Origin of the sequence: Pseudacidovorax sp. RU35E, from assembly GCF_900156165.1 — a bacterium.
GTDB lineage: Bacteria > Pseudomonadota > Gammaproteobacteria > Burkholderiales > Burkholderiaceae_C > Xenophilus.
The window spans coordinates 89,713-106,629 of the sequence record NZ_FTMY01000009.1 but is presented as its reverse complement, the minus strand read 5'-3'; the positions used below and the strand labels follow the sequence as shown (position 1 = coordinate 106,629).

General features: G+C 70.2%; 14 protein-coding genes. 5 read left to right on the top strand and 9 right to left on the bottom strand.

What is annotated here, in order from left to right:
- Positions 1-11: 11 nt before the first annotated feature.
- The 3 genes from BXA03_RS17210 to BXA03_RS17200 form a co-directional block, all read right to left on the bottom strand.
- A complete protein-coding gene (locus BXA03_RS17210; RefSeq protein ID WP_076510072.1) occupies positions 12-890 on the bottom strand; it encodes a YbgC/FadM family acyl-CoA thioesterase in 879 nt (292 codons plus the stop codon).
- 108 nt (positions 891-998) lie between these two features.
- On the bottom strand, positions 999-1,955 hold the full coding sequence (locus BXA03_RS17205; RefSeq protein ID WP_076510070.1) for an alpha/beta hydrolase: 957 nt from the start codon (positions 1,953-1,955) through the stop codon (positions 999-1,001).
- 17 nt (positions 1,956-1,972) lie between these two features.
- Positions 1,973-2,869: a 2-keto-4-pentenoate hydratase gene (locus BXA03_RS17200; protein WP_369822446.1), complete on the bottom strand. Its 897-nt coding sequence runs from the start codon at positions 2,867-2,869 to the stop codon at positions 1,973-1,975.
- A gap of 166 nt (positions 2,870-3,035) precedes the next feature.
- On the opposite strand from BXA03_RS17200, the gene BXA03_RS17195 reads away from it, so the two are divergent.
- Positions 3,036-4,172, top strand: coding sequence for an iron-containing alcohol dehydrogenase (locus BXA03_RS17195; protein WP_076510068.1), 1,137 nt, complete (start codon positions 3,036-3,038; stop codon positions 4,170-4,172).
- A 67-nt stretch (positions 4,173-4,239) separates the two neighbouring features.
- Here BXA03_RS17195 and BXA03_RS17190 read toward each other — a convergent pair whose 3' ends face one another.
- The 4 genes from BXA03_RS17190 to BXA03_RS17175 form a co-directional block, all read right to left on the bottom strand.
- Positions 4,240-5,484, bottom strand: coding sequence for an EAL and HDOD domain-containing protein (locus tag BXA03_RS17190; RefSeq protein WP_076510066.1), 1,245 nt, complete (start codon positions 5,482-5,484; stop codon positions 4,240-4,242).
- Between the two features lie 171 nt (positions 5,485-5,655).
- On the bottom strand, positions 5,656-6,726 hold the full coding sequence (locus BXA03_RS17185) for a patatin-like phospholipase family protein (RefSeq protein ID WP_076510064.1): 1,071 nt from the start codon (positions 6,724-6,726) through the stop codon (positions 5,656-5,658).
- A gap of 92 nt (positions 6,727-6,818) precedes the next feature.
- On the bottom strand, positions 6,819-8,201 hold the full coding sequence (gene yjjJ / locus BXA03_RS17180; RefSeq protein ID WP_076510062.1) for a type II toxin-antitoxin system HipA family toxin YjjJ: 1,383 nt from the start codon (positions 8,199-8,201) through the stop codon (positions 6,819-6,821).
- Between the two features lie 102 nt (positions 8,202-8,303).
- A complete protein-coding gene (locus BXA03_RS17175; protein WP_076510060.1) occupies positions 8,304-10,682 on the bottom strand; it encodes a Tex family protein in 2,379 nt (792 codons plus the stop codon).
- Positions 10,683-10,979: 297 nt separating this feature from the next.
- Here BXA03_RS17175 and BXA03_RS17170 point away from each other — a divergent pair, with 297 nt between their 5' ends.
- The 4 genes from BXA03_RS17170 (at position 10,980) to BXA03_RS17155 (ending at position 14,301) form a co-directional block, all read left to right on the top strand.
- Positions 10,980-11,816: a metal ABC transporter ATP-binding protein gene (locus BXA03_RS17170; RefSeq protein WP_083716147.1), complete on the top strand. Its 837-nt coding sequence runs from the start codon at positions 10,980-10,982 to the stop codon at positions 11,814-11,816.
- On the top strand, positions 11,813-12,685 hold the full coding sequence (locus tag BXA03_RS17165; RefSeq protein ID WP_076510056.1) for a metal ABC transporter permease: 873 nt from the start codon (positions 11,813-11,815) through the stop codon (positions 12,683-12,685). Before BXA03_RS17170 ends, BXA03_RS17165 begins: the two co-directional genes overlap by 4 nt.
- A 154-nt stretch (positions 12,686-12,839) precedes the next feature.
- Positions 12,840-13,781 (top strand): metal ABC transporter solute-binding protein, Zn/Mn family, encoded by a 942-nt coding sequence (locus tag BXA03_RS17160; RefSeq protein ID WP_076510054.1) that lies wholly within the window; start codon positions 12,840-12,842, stop codon positions 13,779-13,781.
- Positions 13,782-13,833: 52 nt separating this feature from the next.
- Complete coding sequence (locus BXA03_RS17155) at positions 13,834-14,301, top strand: Fur family transcriptional regulator (protein ID WP_083716146.1); 468 nt, start codon at positions 13,834-13,836, stop codon at positions 14,299-14,301.
- A gap of 15 nt (positions 14,302-14,316) precedes the next feature.
- Here BXA03_RS17155 and BXA03_RS17150 read toward each other — a convergent pair whose 3' ends face one another.
- Both BXA03_RS17150 and BXA03_RS17145 read right to left on the bottom strand, forming a co-directional pair.
- Positions 14,317-15,513: an amylo-alpha-1,6-glucosidase gene (locus BXA03_RS17150; RefSeq protein ID WP_076510052.1), complete on the bottom strand. Its 1,197-nt coding sequence runs from the start codon at positions 15,511-15,513 to the stop codon at positions 14,317-14,319.
- A gap of 20 nt (positions 15,514-15,533) precedes the next feature.
- Positions 15,534-16,859: a lytic murein transglycosylase gene (locus BXA03_RS17145; protein ID WP_076510417.1), complete on the bottom strand. Its 1,326-nt coding sequence runs from the start codon at positions 16,857-16,859 to the stop codon at positions 15,534-15,536.
- Positions 16,860-16,917 lie beyond the last annotated feature (58 nt).

Here is a 16,917-nt window from a genome sequence, read left to right as displayed (position 1 = left end):
GTGTCCGCGGGCTACAAGGCCCGCTGCATCGTCACGTGCGCGATGCCCGCCTCTTCGAAGGGCTCACCCACTGGGGCGTAGCCCAGGCGTGAATAGAAGCGCTCGGCACTGCGCTGGGCGTGCAGCGCCACGGCCTTGTCGCCGCGAGCGCGGGCCGCGTCCTCCAGAGCGCGCAGCACTCGCTCGCCGTGGCCCTGGCTGCGCAGCACACGCTCCACGGCCATGCGGCCGATGCGGGCGACGCCCTGTTCGTCGGCGGGCAGGAGTCGGCCGGTGGCGATGGCGTGGCCCAGACGGTTGCGTGCCACACCGTGCAGGCTCGTGGCGTCGTCTTCGTCCCACTCCAGGTCTTCGGGGATGCCCTGCTCTTCCACGAACACCGCGCGACGCAGGGCACCGGCAGACTCGCCCAGAGCGGCCCAGTCACCGGTGACGACCTCGGTCATGGCCTCGCCGGCCTCGTAGCCCAGCAGGATGTCGCGCAGCGCCTGCGGCACCGGTCTGGAGGTCTGCGTCGCCGGATCGGCGTACACGTAGACCAGTTCGCAGCCCACCAGGTACTGGTCCTGGCGGAACAGCGCACCGTCGAACACGATGGACGAATTGCCGATGCGCACGCACTTCATGGCCACGTCGACCACGTCGTCCACACGGGCCGAGGCGCGGTAATCGACGGTGGCCTTGCGCACATAGAGATCGCCGCCCAGGGCCAGCATCGACGACTCGTAGGGCATGGCCAGCGCGCGCCAGTAGTCGGCGATGGCCGTGTCGAAGTACATCAGGTAGTGGGCGTTGAAGACGATCTTCTGCATGTCCACCTCGGCCCAGCGCACGCGCAGGCGGTGGAAGAAACGGAAGTCGGTGCGGCGGGGCAATGTCTCGTGGTTCATGGTTATTGGGGTGGCTGGCGGCCGGTCGGCGCGCCGCCATTGGTAGGTGAAAACAGAGGTTCGGCAGCGACGGGCCAGCGCTGCAGGCCCGGCCGTGCGCCCGACGGATCAGGGCCGCAATGCCTGCGCCAGCGCATGCGCAGCGTCGGCATGGGCCTGCTCGGCCTCGGGCACGGCGCGGCCCATCTTGATGAATTCATGGATCACGCCGCGGTAGATCTCCAGCGACACCGGCACGCCCGCGAGCCGCAGCCGATCGGCATAGGCCACGCCTTCGTCGACCACCGGATCATGCTCGGCCAGCCCGATCCAGGCCGGCGCGACGCCGTCCAGGTCGTCCGCCAGCAGCGGCGCGAAGCGCCAGTCGTGGCGGTCGGCCGCGTCGATGTATTGGGCGAAGAACCAGTCCACCAGCGCCCTGGTGAGCACCGGGCCCTCGGCGAAACGGCGGTAGGAATCGGTATCGGCCGAAGGGCCGGTGCCCGGGTAGATGAGCAACTGCAAGGCCAGCGGCAGCCCCGCGTCGCGCGCCTGGATGGCGCAGACCGCCGCCAGCGTGCCCCCGGCGCTGTCGCCACCGACCGCCAGGCGATGGCCATCCAGGCCGAGGGCCTCGGCACCGTGTCCAGCCATGAATCGGAAGGCATCCCAGGCATCGTCGACGGCAGTGGGAAAGCGGTGCTCCGGCGCCAGCCGGTAGTCCACCGACACCACCGCGCAGCCCGAGCGCTGGGCGAGCACGCGGCACAGCGTGTCGTGCGTGGCCACGCTGCCCACCACGAAGCCGCCACCATGAAAGTACAGCAGCACCGGCAACCGTCCGGCGGAGGGCGCATACAGCCGCGCGGGCAGCAGCGTGCCGTCGCGCGCCGGGATGTGCAGGTCCTCGATGCGCGCCAGCTCGGGGCGGGGCACCTCGAGCACGGCGGCGCCTTTCTCATAGGCCTGCTTGGCCTGCGCAGGCGTAAGGGCGTGGAGTGGCGGATGGCCGGCGCGGGCCATGCGCTCGACCACGCCCGCCATGCGGGGCGTGAGGCCGGCCGTGACGGAAGATTCAGGGGGCATGCGAAGCGACAAAGGGGTCAGCGGAACTGCACGGACACCGGCTGCAGGCCGGGCACGCCATCGTAGTAGACGCTTGCGCGCAGGCCGGGTCGCGGTGGCAACAGCGCCGAGAAGGAGCCCAGGCTGATCAGCTGCCCCGGCTCCATCGCCAGGCCCTCGGCATTGAGCGCGATGGCCAGCCACACCACCGCATGCAGCGGATGGCCCAGCACGTCGCTGCCCTTTCCTCCGCCCAGTGCCGCGCCCTGCGCGTCCACCAAACGCACGTTCATGTCGCGCAACTGCGCCATGAGCCGGTCGCGGCCGGCCGCGTCCGCCGGCACCGCCAGCGGCGTGCCGCGAACGCCCAGCCGCGCCCCCACGTTGATGGCCGTGACGCCGTTGCCGTTGAGCTGCGCCGGCGAGTCGACCATCAGGTCGGGCAGCTCGATGAAGGGGATGATCTGTTCGACCTGCGCCAGCACCTCGGCCGCAGAGCGGGCCTGGTTGATGGCGCTGCTCTTCACGCGCACCAGCAGGTCGGCCTCGTACAGCGGCCGCGCGCCGAAGGCGGCATCGACCGTGGCGCCGTTGTCCAGCAGCATGCGGCTGTAGAGCGCGCCCCACACCGGCTGGTCGGTGCTGAAGCGCTTCTGAACCGCCGGATTGGTGAGACCCGCCTTGTAGCCGACCAGTGCGCCGTAACGCTTCGCCAGCCCCTGCTGGAAGAGCGCGCGCGTGCAGTCCGCATCGTCCGGCGTCATCGAGGCGGACGGGTTGGGCACGGGCTTGCGGGCTTCGTAGGCCGTGAGCCAGGCATCGACCTGGGCCGGCCTCAGGCAGCCGGCCGTTCGTTGGGACGCGGCCGGTGCAGCGGCAGCTGCCGCACTGGCCGGCGCCGGCGACGGGCTGGAGCGCGATATGAAGCGCGGCATGCTGCAGGCGGACAGCAGCGCAGCCAGCGCCAGCGAAGACAGCGCGAAGCGCGCGCGGCGAAAGGTCGAGGGGGGCGGGAACATGCGGGCTGTCTCCTGGTTGAATGGCCGCAGCGGGGCTTCGCTTTAGGATGCGGGCGAATCCTAAACGCGGAGACAACCGACGATGGCGCTCATCAACTACCTCACCCAGATCCAGTTCGAGTTCGGCGCGCTGCGCCTGCTGGCCGACGAATGCCGCCGCATCGGCATCGAGCGGCCCCTGGTCGTGACCGACGCCGGCGTGCGTGCCGCCGGCCTGCTGGACAAGACACTCGCCGCCCTGGGCGGGCTGCAGGCCTCGGTCTTCGACCAGACACCCTCCAACCCCACCGAGGCCGCCGTGCGCGCCGCCGTCGAGGTTTACCGCCAGGGCTGCTGCGACGGCCTGATCGCGGTGGGCGGCGGCTCGGCCATCGACTGCGCCAAGGGCGTGGCCATCGCCGCCACGCACGAGGGGCCGCTCAAGACCTACGCCACCATCGAAGGCGGCTCGCCGAAGATCACCGAGCAGGTGGCGCCGCTGATCGCCGTGCCGACCACGGCCGGCACCGGCAGCGAGGTGGCCCGCGGCGCCATCATCATCGTGGACGACCACCGCAAGCTGGGCTTCCACAGCTGGCACCTGATGCCCAAGGCCGCCATCTGCGACCCCGAACTCACGCTGGGCCTGCCGGCCAAGCTGACGGCTGCGACGGGTATGGACGCCATCGCCCACTGCATGGAGACCTTCATGGCCGGCGCCTTCAACCCGCCGGCCGACGGCATCGCGCTCGACGGCCTGGAGCGCGCCTGGAACCACATCGAACGTGCCACGAAGGACGGCAGCGACCGCGAGGCGCGCCTGAACCTCATGAGCGCCTCGATGCAGGGCGCGATGGCCTTCCAGAAAGGCCTGGGCTGCGTGCACAGCCTGAGCCACAGCCTGGGCGGCGTGGACCCGCGTCTGCACCATGGAACCCTCAACGCCCTCTTCCTGCCTGCCGTGGTGCGGTTCAACGCGGGCGCCGAGTCGGTGCAGAAGGAGCATCGACTGCAGCGCATGGCCCGGGCCATGCACCTGGACCAGCCGGGCGACATCGGCGAGGCGATCCGCGACATGAGCGCCCGCCTGGGCCTGCCCACGGGCCTGGCCGAGGTCGGCGTGACGGAGGCGATGTTCGACAAGGTGATCGATGGCGCCATGGCCGATCACTGCCACAAGACCAACCCGCGGCTGGCCACACGCGAGGATTACCGCGAGATGCTGCTCGCGTCCATGTGATGCGCCTGCGGGACGGGCAGGCGCCCTGCCCGAGCCCAGGCCGCCAGCGAGCCGCTGGCGCGCGGCCTCAGACGCCCAGCTGCTCGGCCCAGCCCAGGGCCTCGACATGCATCGCCAGCAACCGGTCCACCGGGATGCGGTAGCGCTGCGAGACGATCTCCAGCAGCCCGGCATCCGCACTCTCGCAGGCCTTGGCCAGCTCCAGCAGGCCGGCAAAAGGCCCGCTGCCCTGCAGGATCGCCTCGCGCACCGCGTCGGGCAGCGGCATCAGCGCCAGCGCTTCGCGCAGCGGCGTGGACATCAGTACGTCGAGCATTGAGAACAGGCCCGCCATGAAGGCCTGGTCGGCGTCGCCAGGCGACATTTCCTGCAGCGCGAGCAGCTCCATCAGCCGTCCGCGCACCACGGCGGTGGTGCCGGCTGCCGGAGCGACGCTGCCCGGCGCGGTGCCGGCCAACAGCAGCGCCGCCCAGCGCAGCAGCGCCTTCATGCCCACCGCCATCACGGCGTGACGGAACGAGTCGATCTTCTGGCCAAAGCCGATGCCCGCGGTATTGAGGTGGCTCAGCAGCTTGTAGGCCAGCGTGGGCTCGTGCTTGAGCAGGGCCTCGATCTCGAAAATCTCCGCCTCGCGCGCTACAAGATTCAGCAGCTTGATGAGCGAGGTGTACGACAGCTGCACGCTGCGGTCGGCCACGCTGGGCGGCTGCAGGTACCAGCGGCCTTCGAACAGGCGCACGCCCGAGGCGGCCAGCTGCTTGAACTGCACCGGCGTGCGCACATGCATCGCCAGAGGGATGGCCTGCGTGGTCTTCTGGATCGCGCGCGCCATCATCGACGCGAGGTCCAGCGGCAGCACGCCCATCTCCAGCACGACATAGGACGCCAGCGGCACCGAGGCCTCGTATTCCTTGAGCAGCCTGACGTCGAACGCGAGCTTGAAGCCCCGCGCCCGGGCCGATTGCAAAAGCTCGGTGTCGAAGCCGCGCTGGGCGCCGCCCCGGGCAATCTGAAGCACCACGTGTTCCGGGTCGAGTCCGTCGAGCGCACCGGCGGCGATGTCGTCGCAGCTGCAGGCGAGAAAGGTGAGGCCCTTGAGCGCCGGCATCATGCCGGCGTCGGGCTCGCGCAGGCTCGGGTCGAGCAGGCGCTCCGCCGCGGGGCCACGCACGGGCACGGCCTGGTAGCCGCCTACACGCCGGTGGGCGTCGACGATCACGCGGCGGCCCATCGACGGCCTCGCACCGTCCTGCGCCAGCATGCCGGACTCGTCTCCGGACAAGGGCAGCGAGGGCGACTGGGTGTTGAGCATGGCAAGCCTTCCGTGGGACTGATCCCTGTTGGAAATATCGGCAGCGTCGTCGGGGGCTTGAGGTTTTTCAACAAAAAATTTGCGCAATTAACAAACTGCCTGACAAATTTCCAGTTGATTTAATGACAAAGAATTAAATCAATCGTCGAAACGAGCGAACCCTGACGCGCGTCAGAGGGGCAACACGCACGCGGGGTCGGGCCGCTGCAGCCACTGCGCCCATTCGTCGGCCAGACGCTGCGCCTCCGCCACCGCCGTGCGCCAGGCCTGCATCCGCGCCGCCGGGTCCAGACCCGGATCCGTGAAGTCGGTGCGGTCGGGCAGCTTGCCGCGCGGCAGGCTGCGCACCCAGTCCGGATGGGGGGCGATCAGCACCATGTGGTCGAGCGCAGGCGTGGACCGGTGGCGCCACTTGAGACCCTTGTCGAGCCAGCCCGGCACCACCGCCTGCTGAAAATGGGGATAGAGCACGATGCCGTCGTCGGCCCGGTAGCGCAGGTGCAGGTGGTAGTCGGTGATGCCGCCGTCCCAGTAGGCGCCTGGCGGTGCGCCCGGGATGTCGTGCACGGCCTGCAAGACGAAGGGGATGGAGCACGAGGCCTGCAGCGCCGGATGGAAATTGGCTGCATCCAGCCCCACACGCCGGGTGGGGAAGTCCCTGGCGTCGAAAGGCAGCTCGGCCATCCCGGCGGAGAACACGCACCGCTCCAGCCAGGCGCCCAGTCCCCGCCGGTGCAGGCCGTTGGTCATGAAGGCACCCAGGTAGCCGGCCACAGTCCGCGCACCGCCCTCGCGGCCCAGCAGGTGACGCCCGCGTGCCGTGACGATGTGCAGCCGATAGCGGGGATGGGCCAGCACTTCGGCGGCGCGCGGGCCGAAGAAGCCGCACAGGTCGGCGTTGAAACGCTCGCTGACCTGCCGGGCGCTCATGCGACGGGCGCCCGCCGGCGGATCGAAACGCTGGGCGATGTAATCGCGTTCGAAACGGGCGAAGGCCTCGGCCGGGTCATGCAGGCAGGCCGTGGCAAGCCGCCAGGAGCCGATGGAGGCACCGACCAGATCCACCGGCTGCCCCGACTGCGGTAGCCATTCGCCGAAGAGGAAGCGGTCGAGCGGTCCGAGGATGAGTCCTTTGGGCCCGCCGGCGGCGCCGGGGATCACCCGGATGTGGTCGGGGGCAAGGCCGTTCTTCTCGATATGGGCGCGGGCTGCAGGGCCAGCGTGGATGCGCAAGGCGTTCATGGGAGCGGGAAAGTCGGCGGATTGTGCGGGACGCTGCTGGCTGCTTCGTTGCGCGGCATTGTTGCGGCTGGGCCCCGAGGCATGCCCGACGCTCAGGCCCGCTCCGCCAACTGCTGCAGCGCCTGCGCATGCGCGCCGCAGAGCGCCCGGAAGCCATCGCTGATGCGCCCATCGGCCGCCGCGCCTTGCCAGAAGCCGAGCGCCGCCGCGCAGGCATCGTGCCAGGCCGGTCGCTCATCGGGCAGCGGCAGGGCGAACTCGGGGCTGCGCGCCGGCAGCTCGCCACCGGCGAGCGGCGCCAGGCGCATGGGCAGCATGTCATAGGCAGGCGCCAGGGCCAGGCGACCCTGCTCTGGCGCGAAAGCCAGATTACCGGTGTGCATGTCGCTGTTGGCGATGAGGCGGCCGAACCACCAGAGCCGTTGCACGGCCTCCTCGACCCCCGGCGCGAGCAGCCCGAGCCCGCCCAGCGCAGCGGTCAGTGCGGGCCATTGGCTGCCACCGCGGCCGAGGAAGGCGGCGTCCAGCACATCGAGGGCGCACAGGGCGCTGCGGCCGGCCTCGCCGTGCCGGTCGAAACGCTCGACCTCCAGAAAGGTCCTCCCACCTCCCACCACGATGCGGCTGCGCGCCGCGCGCAGCCCGGGCAGCGCAGCCGCCGCCTCCAGGGCCAGGTGCTCGCAGACCAGGAGGTCGGCCCAGCGGCGCACGGTGGGGGACTCGTCGGCACCGGAGAACTTGACGATGACATGTGGGGTCGCGGCGCCCGCCAGGGCGCGCACCGCCGTGAACTTGGGAAACTCGCCCGCCGCGCTGGAGCCCGGCACACCCGATGCCACGGCCTCCTGGGCACGTTGGACGTAGTGCGCCGCGATGTCCGCCTCCCCCACGGGCGGCTCAGGAGCGGCGCGGTCGGCCAGCCATTGCTGGCACGCCGCCTCGCCCACGATCAGGTTGCCGCTCAGGTCGCTGCCGGCCACGCTCATGACGAAGAGTGCATCGTCGTCGCTCCAGCGGGCCACATCCTCGGGCACTTGCAGCCGCCGATGCGACAGCCGCGCGAACTGTCGCCCCATGTAGCCCTGCGGCCGCATCTGATGCAACGGATATGGCAGTCCGGGCCACCAGCCGTCGCGCGCCTCGCTGGGCACCGGCCAGCCCGCGGCAGTCAGCAGCAGGTGGCTGCCTTCAGGCTGCGTGAGGGTGAGCGGCCCGACCGTCTGCAGCCTTCCGTCGCCGTCGACCGCGAACACCGGCAGCTGCGAGGGCCCTCCCCGGAGTCGGCGCGTGAGTGCATGGCGGGCGCGCCGCGCCCGGCCCGCACTGAGCACATCGCCGGCCGGCAGACGGGCCATCTGGCGATGGAGCGTCGGAACGCTGACGCCGAGCGCAGATGCCAACCGGGCCGCAGCCTGTGCCGGGGCGCGCGCAAGCTGCTGGCGCAAGGCATCGGGGTGAAGCTGAACCGGCCGCATGGTTATGAAATGATTTCTGAGAAGATTTTATTCAGAAATCATTATTTGCATCAGCGATTTAGCCGCTGCGCCAGAGCTATTTCGAGAAGATTCTCGAGCGATTCAGCGCTTGAGGCTCTGCAGTTTTGCAAAGGCAGCGGCCATCTGACCCGCCGCTGGTGGGGTTGCGTCCCGGCGCGGCCCCTGGCCCCGGCCGGCCGGCTCGAAACGATTGCCGTCCCGCGGACCCTCACGCCGACCGGCACCGGTGGGCGCATCCAGCTTCATGGTCAGGCCGATGCGCTTGCGCACCGCGTCCACCTCCATCACCTTCACGCGCACGATGTCGCCGGTCTTGACCACCTCGCGCGCGTCGTTGACGAACTTGTGGGAAAGCTGGCTCACATGCACCAGCCCATCCTGGTGCACGCCCAGATCCACGAAGGCGCCGAACTGGGCCACGTTGCTGACCGTGCCTTCGAGCACCATGCCTTCCCTGAGGTCGGCGATGTCTTCCACGCCGTCGTTGAAACGCGCCACCTTGAAGTCGGGACGCGGGTCGCGGCCGGGCTTCTCCAGCTCGGACAGGATGTCCTTGACGGTGATGACGCCGAACTTCTCGTTGGCGAAGAGCTCCGGGCGCAGCGTCTTGAGCATGTCTGCGCGACCCATCAGCTCGGCCACCGGCTTGCCGGTCTTTTCCATGATCTTCTGCACCAGCGGATAGGTTTCCGGATGCACGCCGGTCATGTCGAGCGGGTCAGCACCGCCACGGATGCGCAAGAAGCCCGCGCTCTGCTCGAAGGCCTTGGGACCGAAGCCGCTCACCTCTAGCAACTGGCGGCGCGTGGAGAAGGCCCCGTTGGCCTCGCGCCACCGCACCACCGCCTTGGCCACGCTGGGCGTCAGGCCCGAGACGCGGCTGAGCAGCGGCACGCTGGCCGTGTTCAGGTCCACGCCCACGCCGTTCACGCAGTCCTCGACCACGGCGCTCAGCGTGCGGGCCAGCTCGCTCTGGTTGACGTCGTGCTGGTACTGGCCCACGCCGATGCTCTTGGGGTCGATCTTGACCAGCTCGGCCAGCGGGTCCTGCAGCCGGCGCGCGATGCTGGCGGCGCCGCGCAGGCTCACGTCCACGTCCGGCATTTCCTGGCTGGCGTATTCGCTGGCGCTGTAGACCGAGGCGCCGGCTTCGCTGACCACCACCTTCTCCACATGCGGTGCGGGTGCGCCGGCCTGCTCGCTCATCTTGCCCAGCAGCTTGATCAGGTCGGCCGCCAGCTTGTCGGTCTCGCGGCTGGCGGTGCCGTTGCCGATGGCGATCAGGTTGACGCCGTGCTTGGCGCACAGCTTGCCCAGCGTGTGCAGCGAGCCTTCCCAGTCCTTGCGCGGCTCGTGCGGGAAGACGGTGGCCGTGTCCACCAGCTTGCCGGTGGCATCGACCACGGCCACCTTCACGCCGGTGCGGATGCCCGGGTCCAGCCCCATCACCACGCGCGGGCCGGCTGGCGCGGCCAGCAGCAGGTCGCGCAGGTTGTCGGCGAAGACCTTGATGGCAACCTTCTCGGCCTCTTCGCGCAGGCGCGAGAACAGGTCGCGCTCGCTCGACAGACTGAGCTTGACGCGCCAGGTCCAGGCCACGCACTTGCGGATCAGGTCGTCGGCCTTGCGGCCCTGGTGGCTCCAGCCCAGGTGCAGGGCGATGCGGCCTTCGGCGATGCTGGGCTTGCCGGGCTCGGGCTCCACGGGCAGCACCAGCTTGGCGTCCAGAATCTCCAGCTGCCGGCCGCGAAACACGGCGAGCGCCCGGTGCGAGGGCACGCGACCGATGGGCTCGTCGTACGCGAAGTAGTCGCGGAACTTGGCGACCTCGGGGTCGTGCTCGTTCTTGCCCGACACCAGCGAGGACTTGAGCAGGCCCTCGGCCCACAGCCATTCGCGCAGCGACTGCACCAGCGCCGGGTCTTCGGCCCAGCGCTCGGAGAGGATGTCGCGCACGCCGTCGAGCACGGCCATGGTTGTCGAGAAATCGGGGCCCGGCTTGCCGTCGTCCAGCGTGGTCGGTGGCTTCAGGAAGGCCTGGGCCTCGGCCACCGGGTCCAGCGTGGGGTCGGCCAGCAGCTTGTCGGCCAGCGGCTCGATGCCGAATTCGCGGGCGATCTGGCCCTTGGTGCGGCGCTTTTGCTTGAAGGGCAGGTAGATGTCCTCCAGCTCCTGCTTGGTCGGCGCGCTGGCGATGGCCAGGCGCAGGGCGTCGGTCAGCTTGCCCTGCTCGTCGATGGCCTTGAGCACCGCGCCGCGGCGCTCCTCCAGCTCGCGCAGGTAGGTCAGGCGCACTTCCAGCTCGCGCAGCTGCGCATCGTCCAGGCCGCCGGTGGCCTCCTTGCGGTAGCGGGCGACGAACGGCACCGTGGCGCCGCCATCCAGCAGGTCGGTCGCGGCCTGGACCTGGTGCTCGCCCACCTTCAGCTCGGCGGCGATCTGGCGAATGATCTTCTGCATGCTTGCTTGGTTCTACCCAGGGAAAAAGGGCGGCAGTTTGCCATAGAGGGCGAGCCGTTCGGCAGTAGGTACACGACAGCTGCCAGGTCGCCTCGGCGCTCGTGCCGACGACCCAACAAAGCAACTTCTTTATTGATAACGTACAATCGTTATCGTGTTCTCCAAGCTTCGTGACGCTTTTTCAATCCGGGCCTTTTCGCCCGCCAGCCTGATGAGCCTGGGCGCAGGCGTGCGTCTGGCACTGGCCGCGCTCCTCATTGCTGCGCTGGGGCTGGCCGCTTGGTGGGCGATGCTGGAATGAGCGCGCTCCGCCCTTCCACCGCGTCGAGCATTCAAACCGCCGCGTCGCTCGTGCAGGCGGCCCGGGCGTGCCCCGTGCGCCTGCTTGATCTGACCGTCGCCTACCGCGGCCATCCGGCGGTGCATCACGTCACGGGCGGCTTCGCGGCCGGCGCGCTCACCGCCATCGTCGGTCCCAATGGCGCCGGCAAGACCACCTTGCTGAACGCCATCATGGGTCGCCTGCGTCCAAGCACCGGCCGGATCGATCTGGACACGCAGTGTGCCGGCCGCATCGCCTGGCTGCCGCAGCAGGCCGACATCGACCGCACCTTCCCGCTGCAGGTCTTCGACCTGGTCGCCATGGGGCTCTGGCGCCAGATCGGCAGTTTTGGCAGGTTACGTCCTGCCCATCGCGACGCCGTCCTCGGCGCCCTGCAGACGGTCGGCCTCCTCGGCTTCGAGCGGCGCGGCATCGGCGAACTCTCGGCCGGCCAGTTCCAGCGTGTGCTGTTCGCGCGCACCCTGCTTCAGGATGCGCCGGTCATCCTGCTCGACGAACCTTTCAACGCCGTGGACGCGCGCACCACCGACGACCTGCTGGCCGTCGTGGACGGCTGGCGCGCCGAAGGCCGCACGGTCATCGCGGTGCTGCACGACATGGCCCAGGTGGAGGCCCATTTCGACGAGGCCCTGCTGCTGGCCCGGCGCTGCGTGGCCTGGGGCCCCGTAGCAGAAGTGCTGCAGCCCCCCCATCTGGCCTCGGCACGACGCATGGCGCAGGCCTGGGACGCGCATGCGCCGGTATGCGAGGGCCCGCCCGCCCTGCAGGGTGTCGGGAGCGCCCGGCCATGACGCTGCACGACTTGCTGATCCAGCCCTTCGTCGATTTCGGGTTCATGCGCCGCGCCCTGGTCGGCGCGCTGGCGCTGGCCCTGGGCAGCGCGCCCATGGGCACCCTGCTGGTGCTGCGGCGCATGAGCCTGATGGGCGACGCCACCGGCCACGCGCTGCTGCCCGGCGCGGCGCTGGGCTTCCTCATCGCCGGTCCATCGCTCGCGGCCATGAGCATCGGCAGCTTTCTGGCCGCCATCGGCGTGGCGCTGGGCGCCGGCGTGGTGGCGCGGGCCACTGCGCAGCGAGAGGACGCGAGCTTCGCCGCCTTCTACCTCATCGCCCTGGCGCTCGGCGTGATGCTGGTATCGCTGCGCGGCACCAGCGTCGACCTCATGCACCTGCTCTTCGGCACCATCCTGGCGGTGGACGACGGCGCGCTGCTGCTGATCTGCGGCACCACCGGCGTCACGCTGGCGGTGCTGGCCCTGCTCTGGCGACCGCTGATCGCCGAATGCGTGGACCCGGGCTTCCTGCGCAGCGTGGGTGGGCCCGGGCGCTGGGTGCACCTGGCCTTCCTGGTGCTCACCGTGGCCAACCTGGTGGCGGGCTTCCAGGCCATGGGCACCTTGATGGCCGTCGGGCTGATGATGCTGCCGGCCACCGCCGCCCGCTTCTGGGTGGGCCAGGTTGGCGGGCTGATCGCGGTGGCGGCGCTGATCGCCGCTTTTTCGGGTCTGGCCGGGCTGCTGCTGTCGTACCACGCACAGTGGCCGTCGGGGCCGGCCATCGTGCTGGTGGCCGGCGCCATCTACCTGCTGTCGCTGTTCGTTGGCAGCCGCGAAGGCTTGCTGTGGCAACGGCTGCGGCGCCCGCACCGGCTTGCATGAGCACGCGCCGTGGCGCAGAAGCCATGCGCCCCAGCACGACAACCTGAACCATTCGCCCCCGGGCCGTCGATGCGCAGAACCAGCGCGTCGGCCTCACCGACACGCGAAGCGGGCCGCCCGTCCTCATTCAATTCACCCTGCTTCTTTTCGCACCATGCCATCCTTGATCGCCCGTCGTCCCTTCCTGACCGGCCTGCTCGCCATTGCCGCCCTGGCCAACAGCGCCGCCCACGCCCAGGACAAGCCCCTGCGCATCGTCGCCAGCTTCTCGATCCTGGCCGACATGGTGCGCGAGGTCGGCGGCCCGGACGTGCAGGTCCAGGCCCTGGTCGGCCCCAATGCCGATGCGCATGTGTTCCAGCCCACGCCTGCCGACGCGCGCGCCCTGGCCGCTGCCGACCTGGTGGTGGTCAACGGCCTCGGCTTCGAGGGCTGGATCGACCGGCTGGTGAAGACCTCCGGCTACCGCGGCAGCGTGGTGGTGGCCAGCGCCGGCGTCACGCCGCGCAAGGCAGACGATGACGAGGCCGAACGCGGCCACGGCCACGACCATGGCGAGGGCACCGATCCCCATGCATGGCAGGACCTGCGCAATGCCGTGCGTTATGTCGCCAACATCCGCGACGCACTGGCCCAATTGCGGCCGGCCCGTGCCACCGCGATGGGCGAACGGGCGGCCGCCTACACGGCCAAGCTCCAGGCGCTCGACCGCGAGGTCCGCGCGCGCTTCGGCGCCATCCCGGCTCAGCGCCGCCGCATCCTCACTTCTCACGACGCATTCGGCTATTTCGGCGCGGCCTACGGCGTGACGCTGCTGTCGCCGCAGGGCATCAACACCGATGCCGAGCCTTCCGCCGCAGGGGTGGCCCAGCTGATCCGGCAGATCCGCAAGGGCCAGGTGAGCGCCGTGTTCATGGAGAACATCTCCAGCCCGCGACTGGTGGAGCGAATCGCTCGTGAATCGGGCGTGGCGGTGGGCGGCAGGCTGTATTCGGACGCGCTCTCGGCGCCCGGCACCGAGGCCGGGAGCTACCTGCAGCTGTTCCGCTTCAATGCCGAAGCCATCGCGACGGCGCTGACCGCCAAGGTGAGGTGAAGGTCGTGCGTCTTGCGCCGGGCTGGCCGACCGACTCGATAGACTGCCCGTCATGAGCGCCGCCCACCGCCATTCCCATGACCATGAGGACGACGCTCCCGCGTCCGACGAAGGCACGGTGCCGGACGGCGCCATCGGCACGCGAGGCACCCGTCAGCGGGCCGCCATCCGGCGGGTGATCGATGAGTCGCCCCGGCCGCTGCTGCCGGCCGAGATCCTGGCCGTGGCCCAGCATGAAGTGCCGGCGCTGGGCATCGCCACCATCTACCGCAATCTCAAGCTGCTGCTGGAAAGCGGCGCCATCCGCACCGTCGAGCTTCCCGGCGCGGTGGCCCGCTACGAATCGGCACGGCATGCGCACCACCATCACTTCCAGTGCCGGCGCTGCGACCGGGTGTTCGACATCCACGCCTGCCCCGGCGACCTGTCGGGCCTGGCGCCGGCCGGCTTCGCGGTCGAGGCGCATGAGCTGACGCTGTACGGCGTGTGCGCCGACTGCGGCGCAGCCGCCGCCCGCTGATCGGGGCCTTGCGTCTCATCCGGCCCGCGCGGCGGAGGGTGCCGCACCGCGGACGGCCTGCGATGCCATCAGGAAGGCGGCTGCATTCCAGCTCTGCCCCGCCATGCCCATGGGCGCCAGCGACTTGCCGTGGAACCACTCGGTGAAGCGCCAGTCGTCGTGCGCATTGGCCCGCGCCAGCTTCACCAGTTCGGCGCTCGCCTGGTCGTGCAGACCGAGCTGCGCCAGCACCATTACCCAGAAGCCGCCGACGAAGGGCCAGATGCCACCGTTGTGGTACTGATGCAGGTAGTTCTGCTGGTGGCGTCCCATGTAGGGCCGCCACAGCGGATGCTGCTGCGACAGCGGATGCAGCACCACCCGCACCGGCCAGGGCTCGCTGGCCCGCGCCTCGCCGACGCGCTGCACGATGCTGGATGCCATGTCCGCATCGGCCAGCCCGCTCTGGATGGCCAGCACATTGCCGAACACGTCACCCTCGTCGCCCACCACCGACAGGTTGACGAAGCTCAGGTACATGCCCGGGTCGCGCCGGCCGCGCCGCGCATAGTGGCGCAACAGCCGGGCGCGGTGGTACTCGGGCAGGTCCTGCTGGAAGGGGTTGAAGAGGTGGTTGAAGTGGTGTTTCGTCTCTTCGACATGGGCCAGGCCGAAACGGCGCTTGACCTCGTACCACAGCGCGTTGGTATAGAGCACGAAGCCCGAGCGCGGCATGATGTCCGCCCAGTCGCTGGCCTCGTTCTGCTGCAGCAGCCGGAAGTGCTGATGCTCCTGCGCCAGCAGCCACTGGATGGCCAGCGCCTCGCCGGCCGCCCACCGGCCGCCGGGCACACGGCCCAGACCGCGCAAGTGGTCGATGGCGATCAACCACCACAGGGTCGCGTCAATGCAGCCCAAGTACCAGAAATCGGCGTCCTGGCCTTCGGGGTCCACGTACTTCGGGATCTGCCCGTTGGCCGCCTGCTGGTCCGCCAGCGCCTGCACGCTCGCGACGGCGCCCTCCTCCAGCGACGGAACGCCGCTGCCGGCCATGGCCATGATGCAGATGGCCGCGTCGCGGCCGAAGATGCGGGTGTAGCGCCGCGCCACCGCCGCCTCGGTGCGGCTGGCCGCCAGGATGCCGTGGGGCGACAGGTTGCGCACCAGCAGGTCGAGCGAGGCCTGCTCGCACTCGGCAATGAGGGCGCGGTCGTCGAGGCTCAGGTCCTTCATCGGCAACGATGCATGCAGATTCATTGCCCGCGCAGCTGCTGCAGCATCTGCCGGGTGGGATAGCCGTCGGCCGGCTGGCCGCTGCTGCGCTGCCAGGCGCGGATGGCGCCGCGGGTGGCAGGGCCGAGCAGACCGTCCGGCGTGCCGGGGTCGAAGCCGCGAGCGGCCAGCGCCTGCTGCAACGCCAGCATGTCGCTGCGGCCCAGAGGCTGCAGGTCGCGCGGCCACTCCGCGATCACGCCTGCACCGCCCGCGATGCGCTGGGCCAGCAGGCCCACGCCCAGGGCGTAGCTGGTCGCATTGTTGTAGCGAAGCAGTGCCCGGAAGTTCGGCCCGACCAGGAAGGCCGGCCCGCGTGCGCCGGCCGGCAGCAGCACGTACGCGTCGCTCAGCTCCGGCAGCGGGCCGCCCGTCGCGGCGCTCACGCCTTCTGCCGCCCATTGCGCGGAGGACTGCCGCACCGACGGATCGGCCCGCGCCAGGTCGAAGCCGGCCGGCAGCCGCACCTCGGCGCCCCAGGTCTGGCCGCGCTGCCAGCCTTCGCGCATCAGGAAGTTGCCCGTGGAGGCCATCACGTCGGCCATGCTGCCCCAGATGTCGCGGCGGCCGTCGCCATCGGCATCGACTGCGTAGGCCAGGAAGTTGGTCGGCAGGAACTGGGTCTGCCCCATGGCGCCGGCCCAGGAGCCGATCATGTGCGCGGCATCGATGTCGCCGTTCTGCACGATGCGCAGTGCAGCGATCAGCTGCTGGCGCGCCCAGTCCGCGCGCCGGCCGTCGAAGCCCAGTGTGGCCAGGGCATCGATGGTGGCAATGTCGCCGTAGTTGCTGCCGAAGTTGCTCTCCATGCCCCAGACGGCCACCAGCACCTCCGCCGGCACGCCATAGCGCGCGGCCGCGGCGTCGGCGGCCGCCGCGGCCTCCTGCCGCTTGGCCTGGCCGCGCGTCACGCGCTGGGGCGACACGGCAGTGTCGAGGTAGTCCCACACGCTTCGGGTGAACTCGGGCTGGCTGCGATCGCGCTCGACCACCCCGGGCAGGTAGCGCGCGCCATCGAGCGCCGCGCGAAGCGTGGACTCCTGGATTCCGGCAGCCACGGCCTGTTGGCGGAACTGCGACAACCAAGCCGCAAATGCCGGGTTTCGGTCTTCCGCACCAGCGAGTGCCGCGCGGCCGGGCGAGACCGGGGTCGAAGCCGATGGCGACGACGCCGTGCCGCGTGCCGGTACTGGCGGCTGGCCCACAGAGGGCGACGGCGGCGTGGTCGACGCACAACCGGTCAGCACGACGGCGACCGCCAGCGCACAGGCGCCAGGAACGAGGTGATGGGAGAGGCGCAGACGCATGAGGGCATTGTGCCCAGCGATGCCGGGCATCCCGGCGGAGCAATCCAAAAGCCCGCCG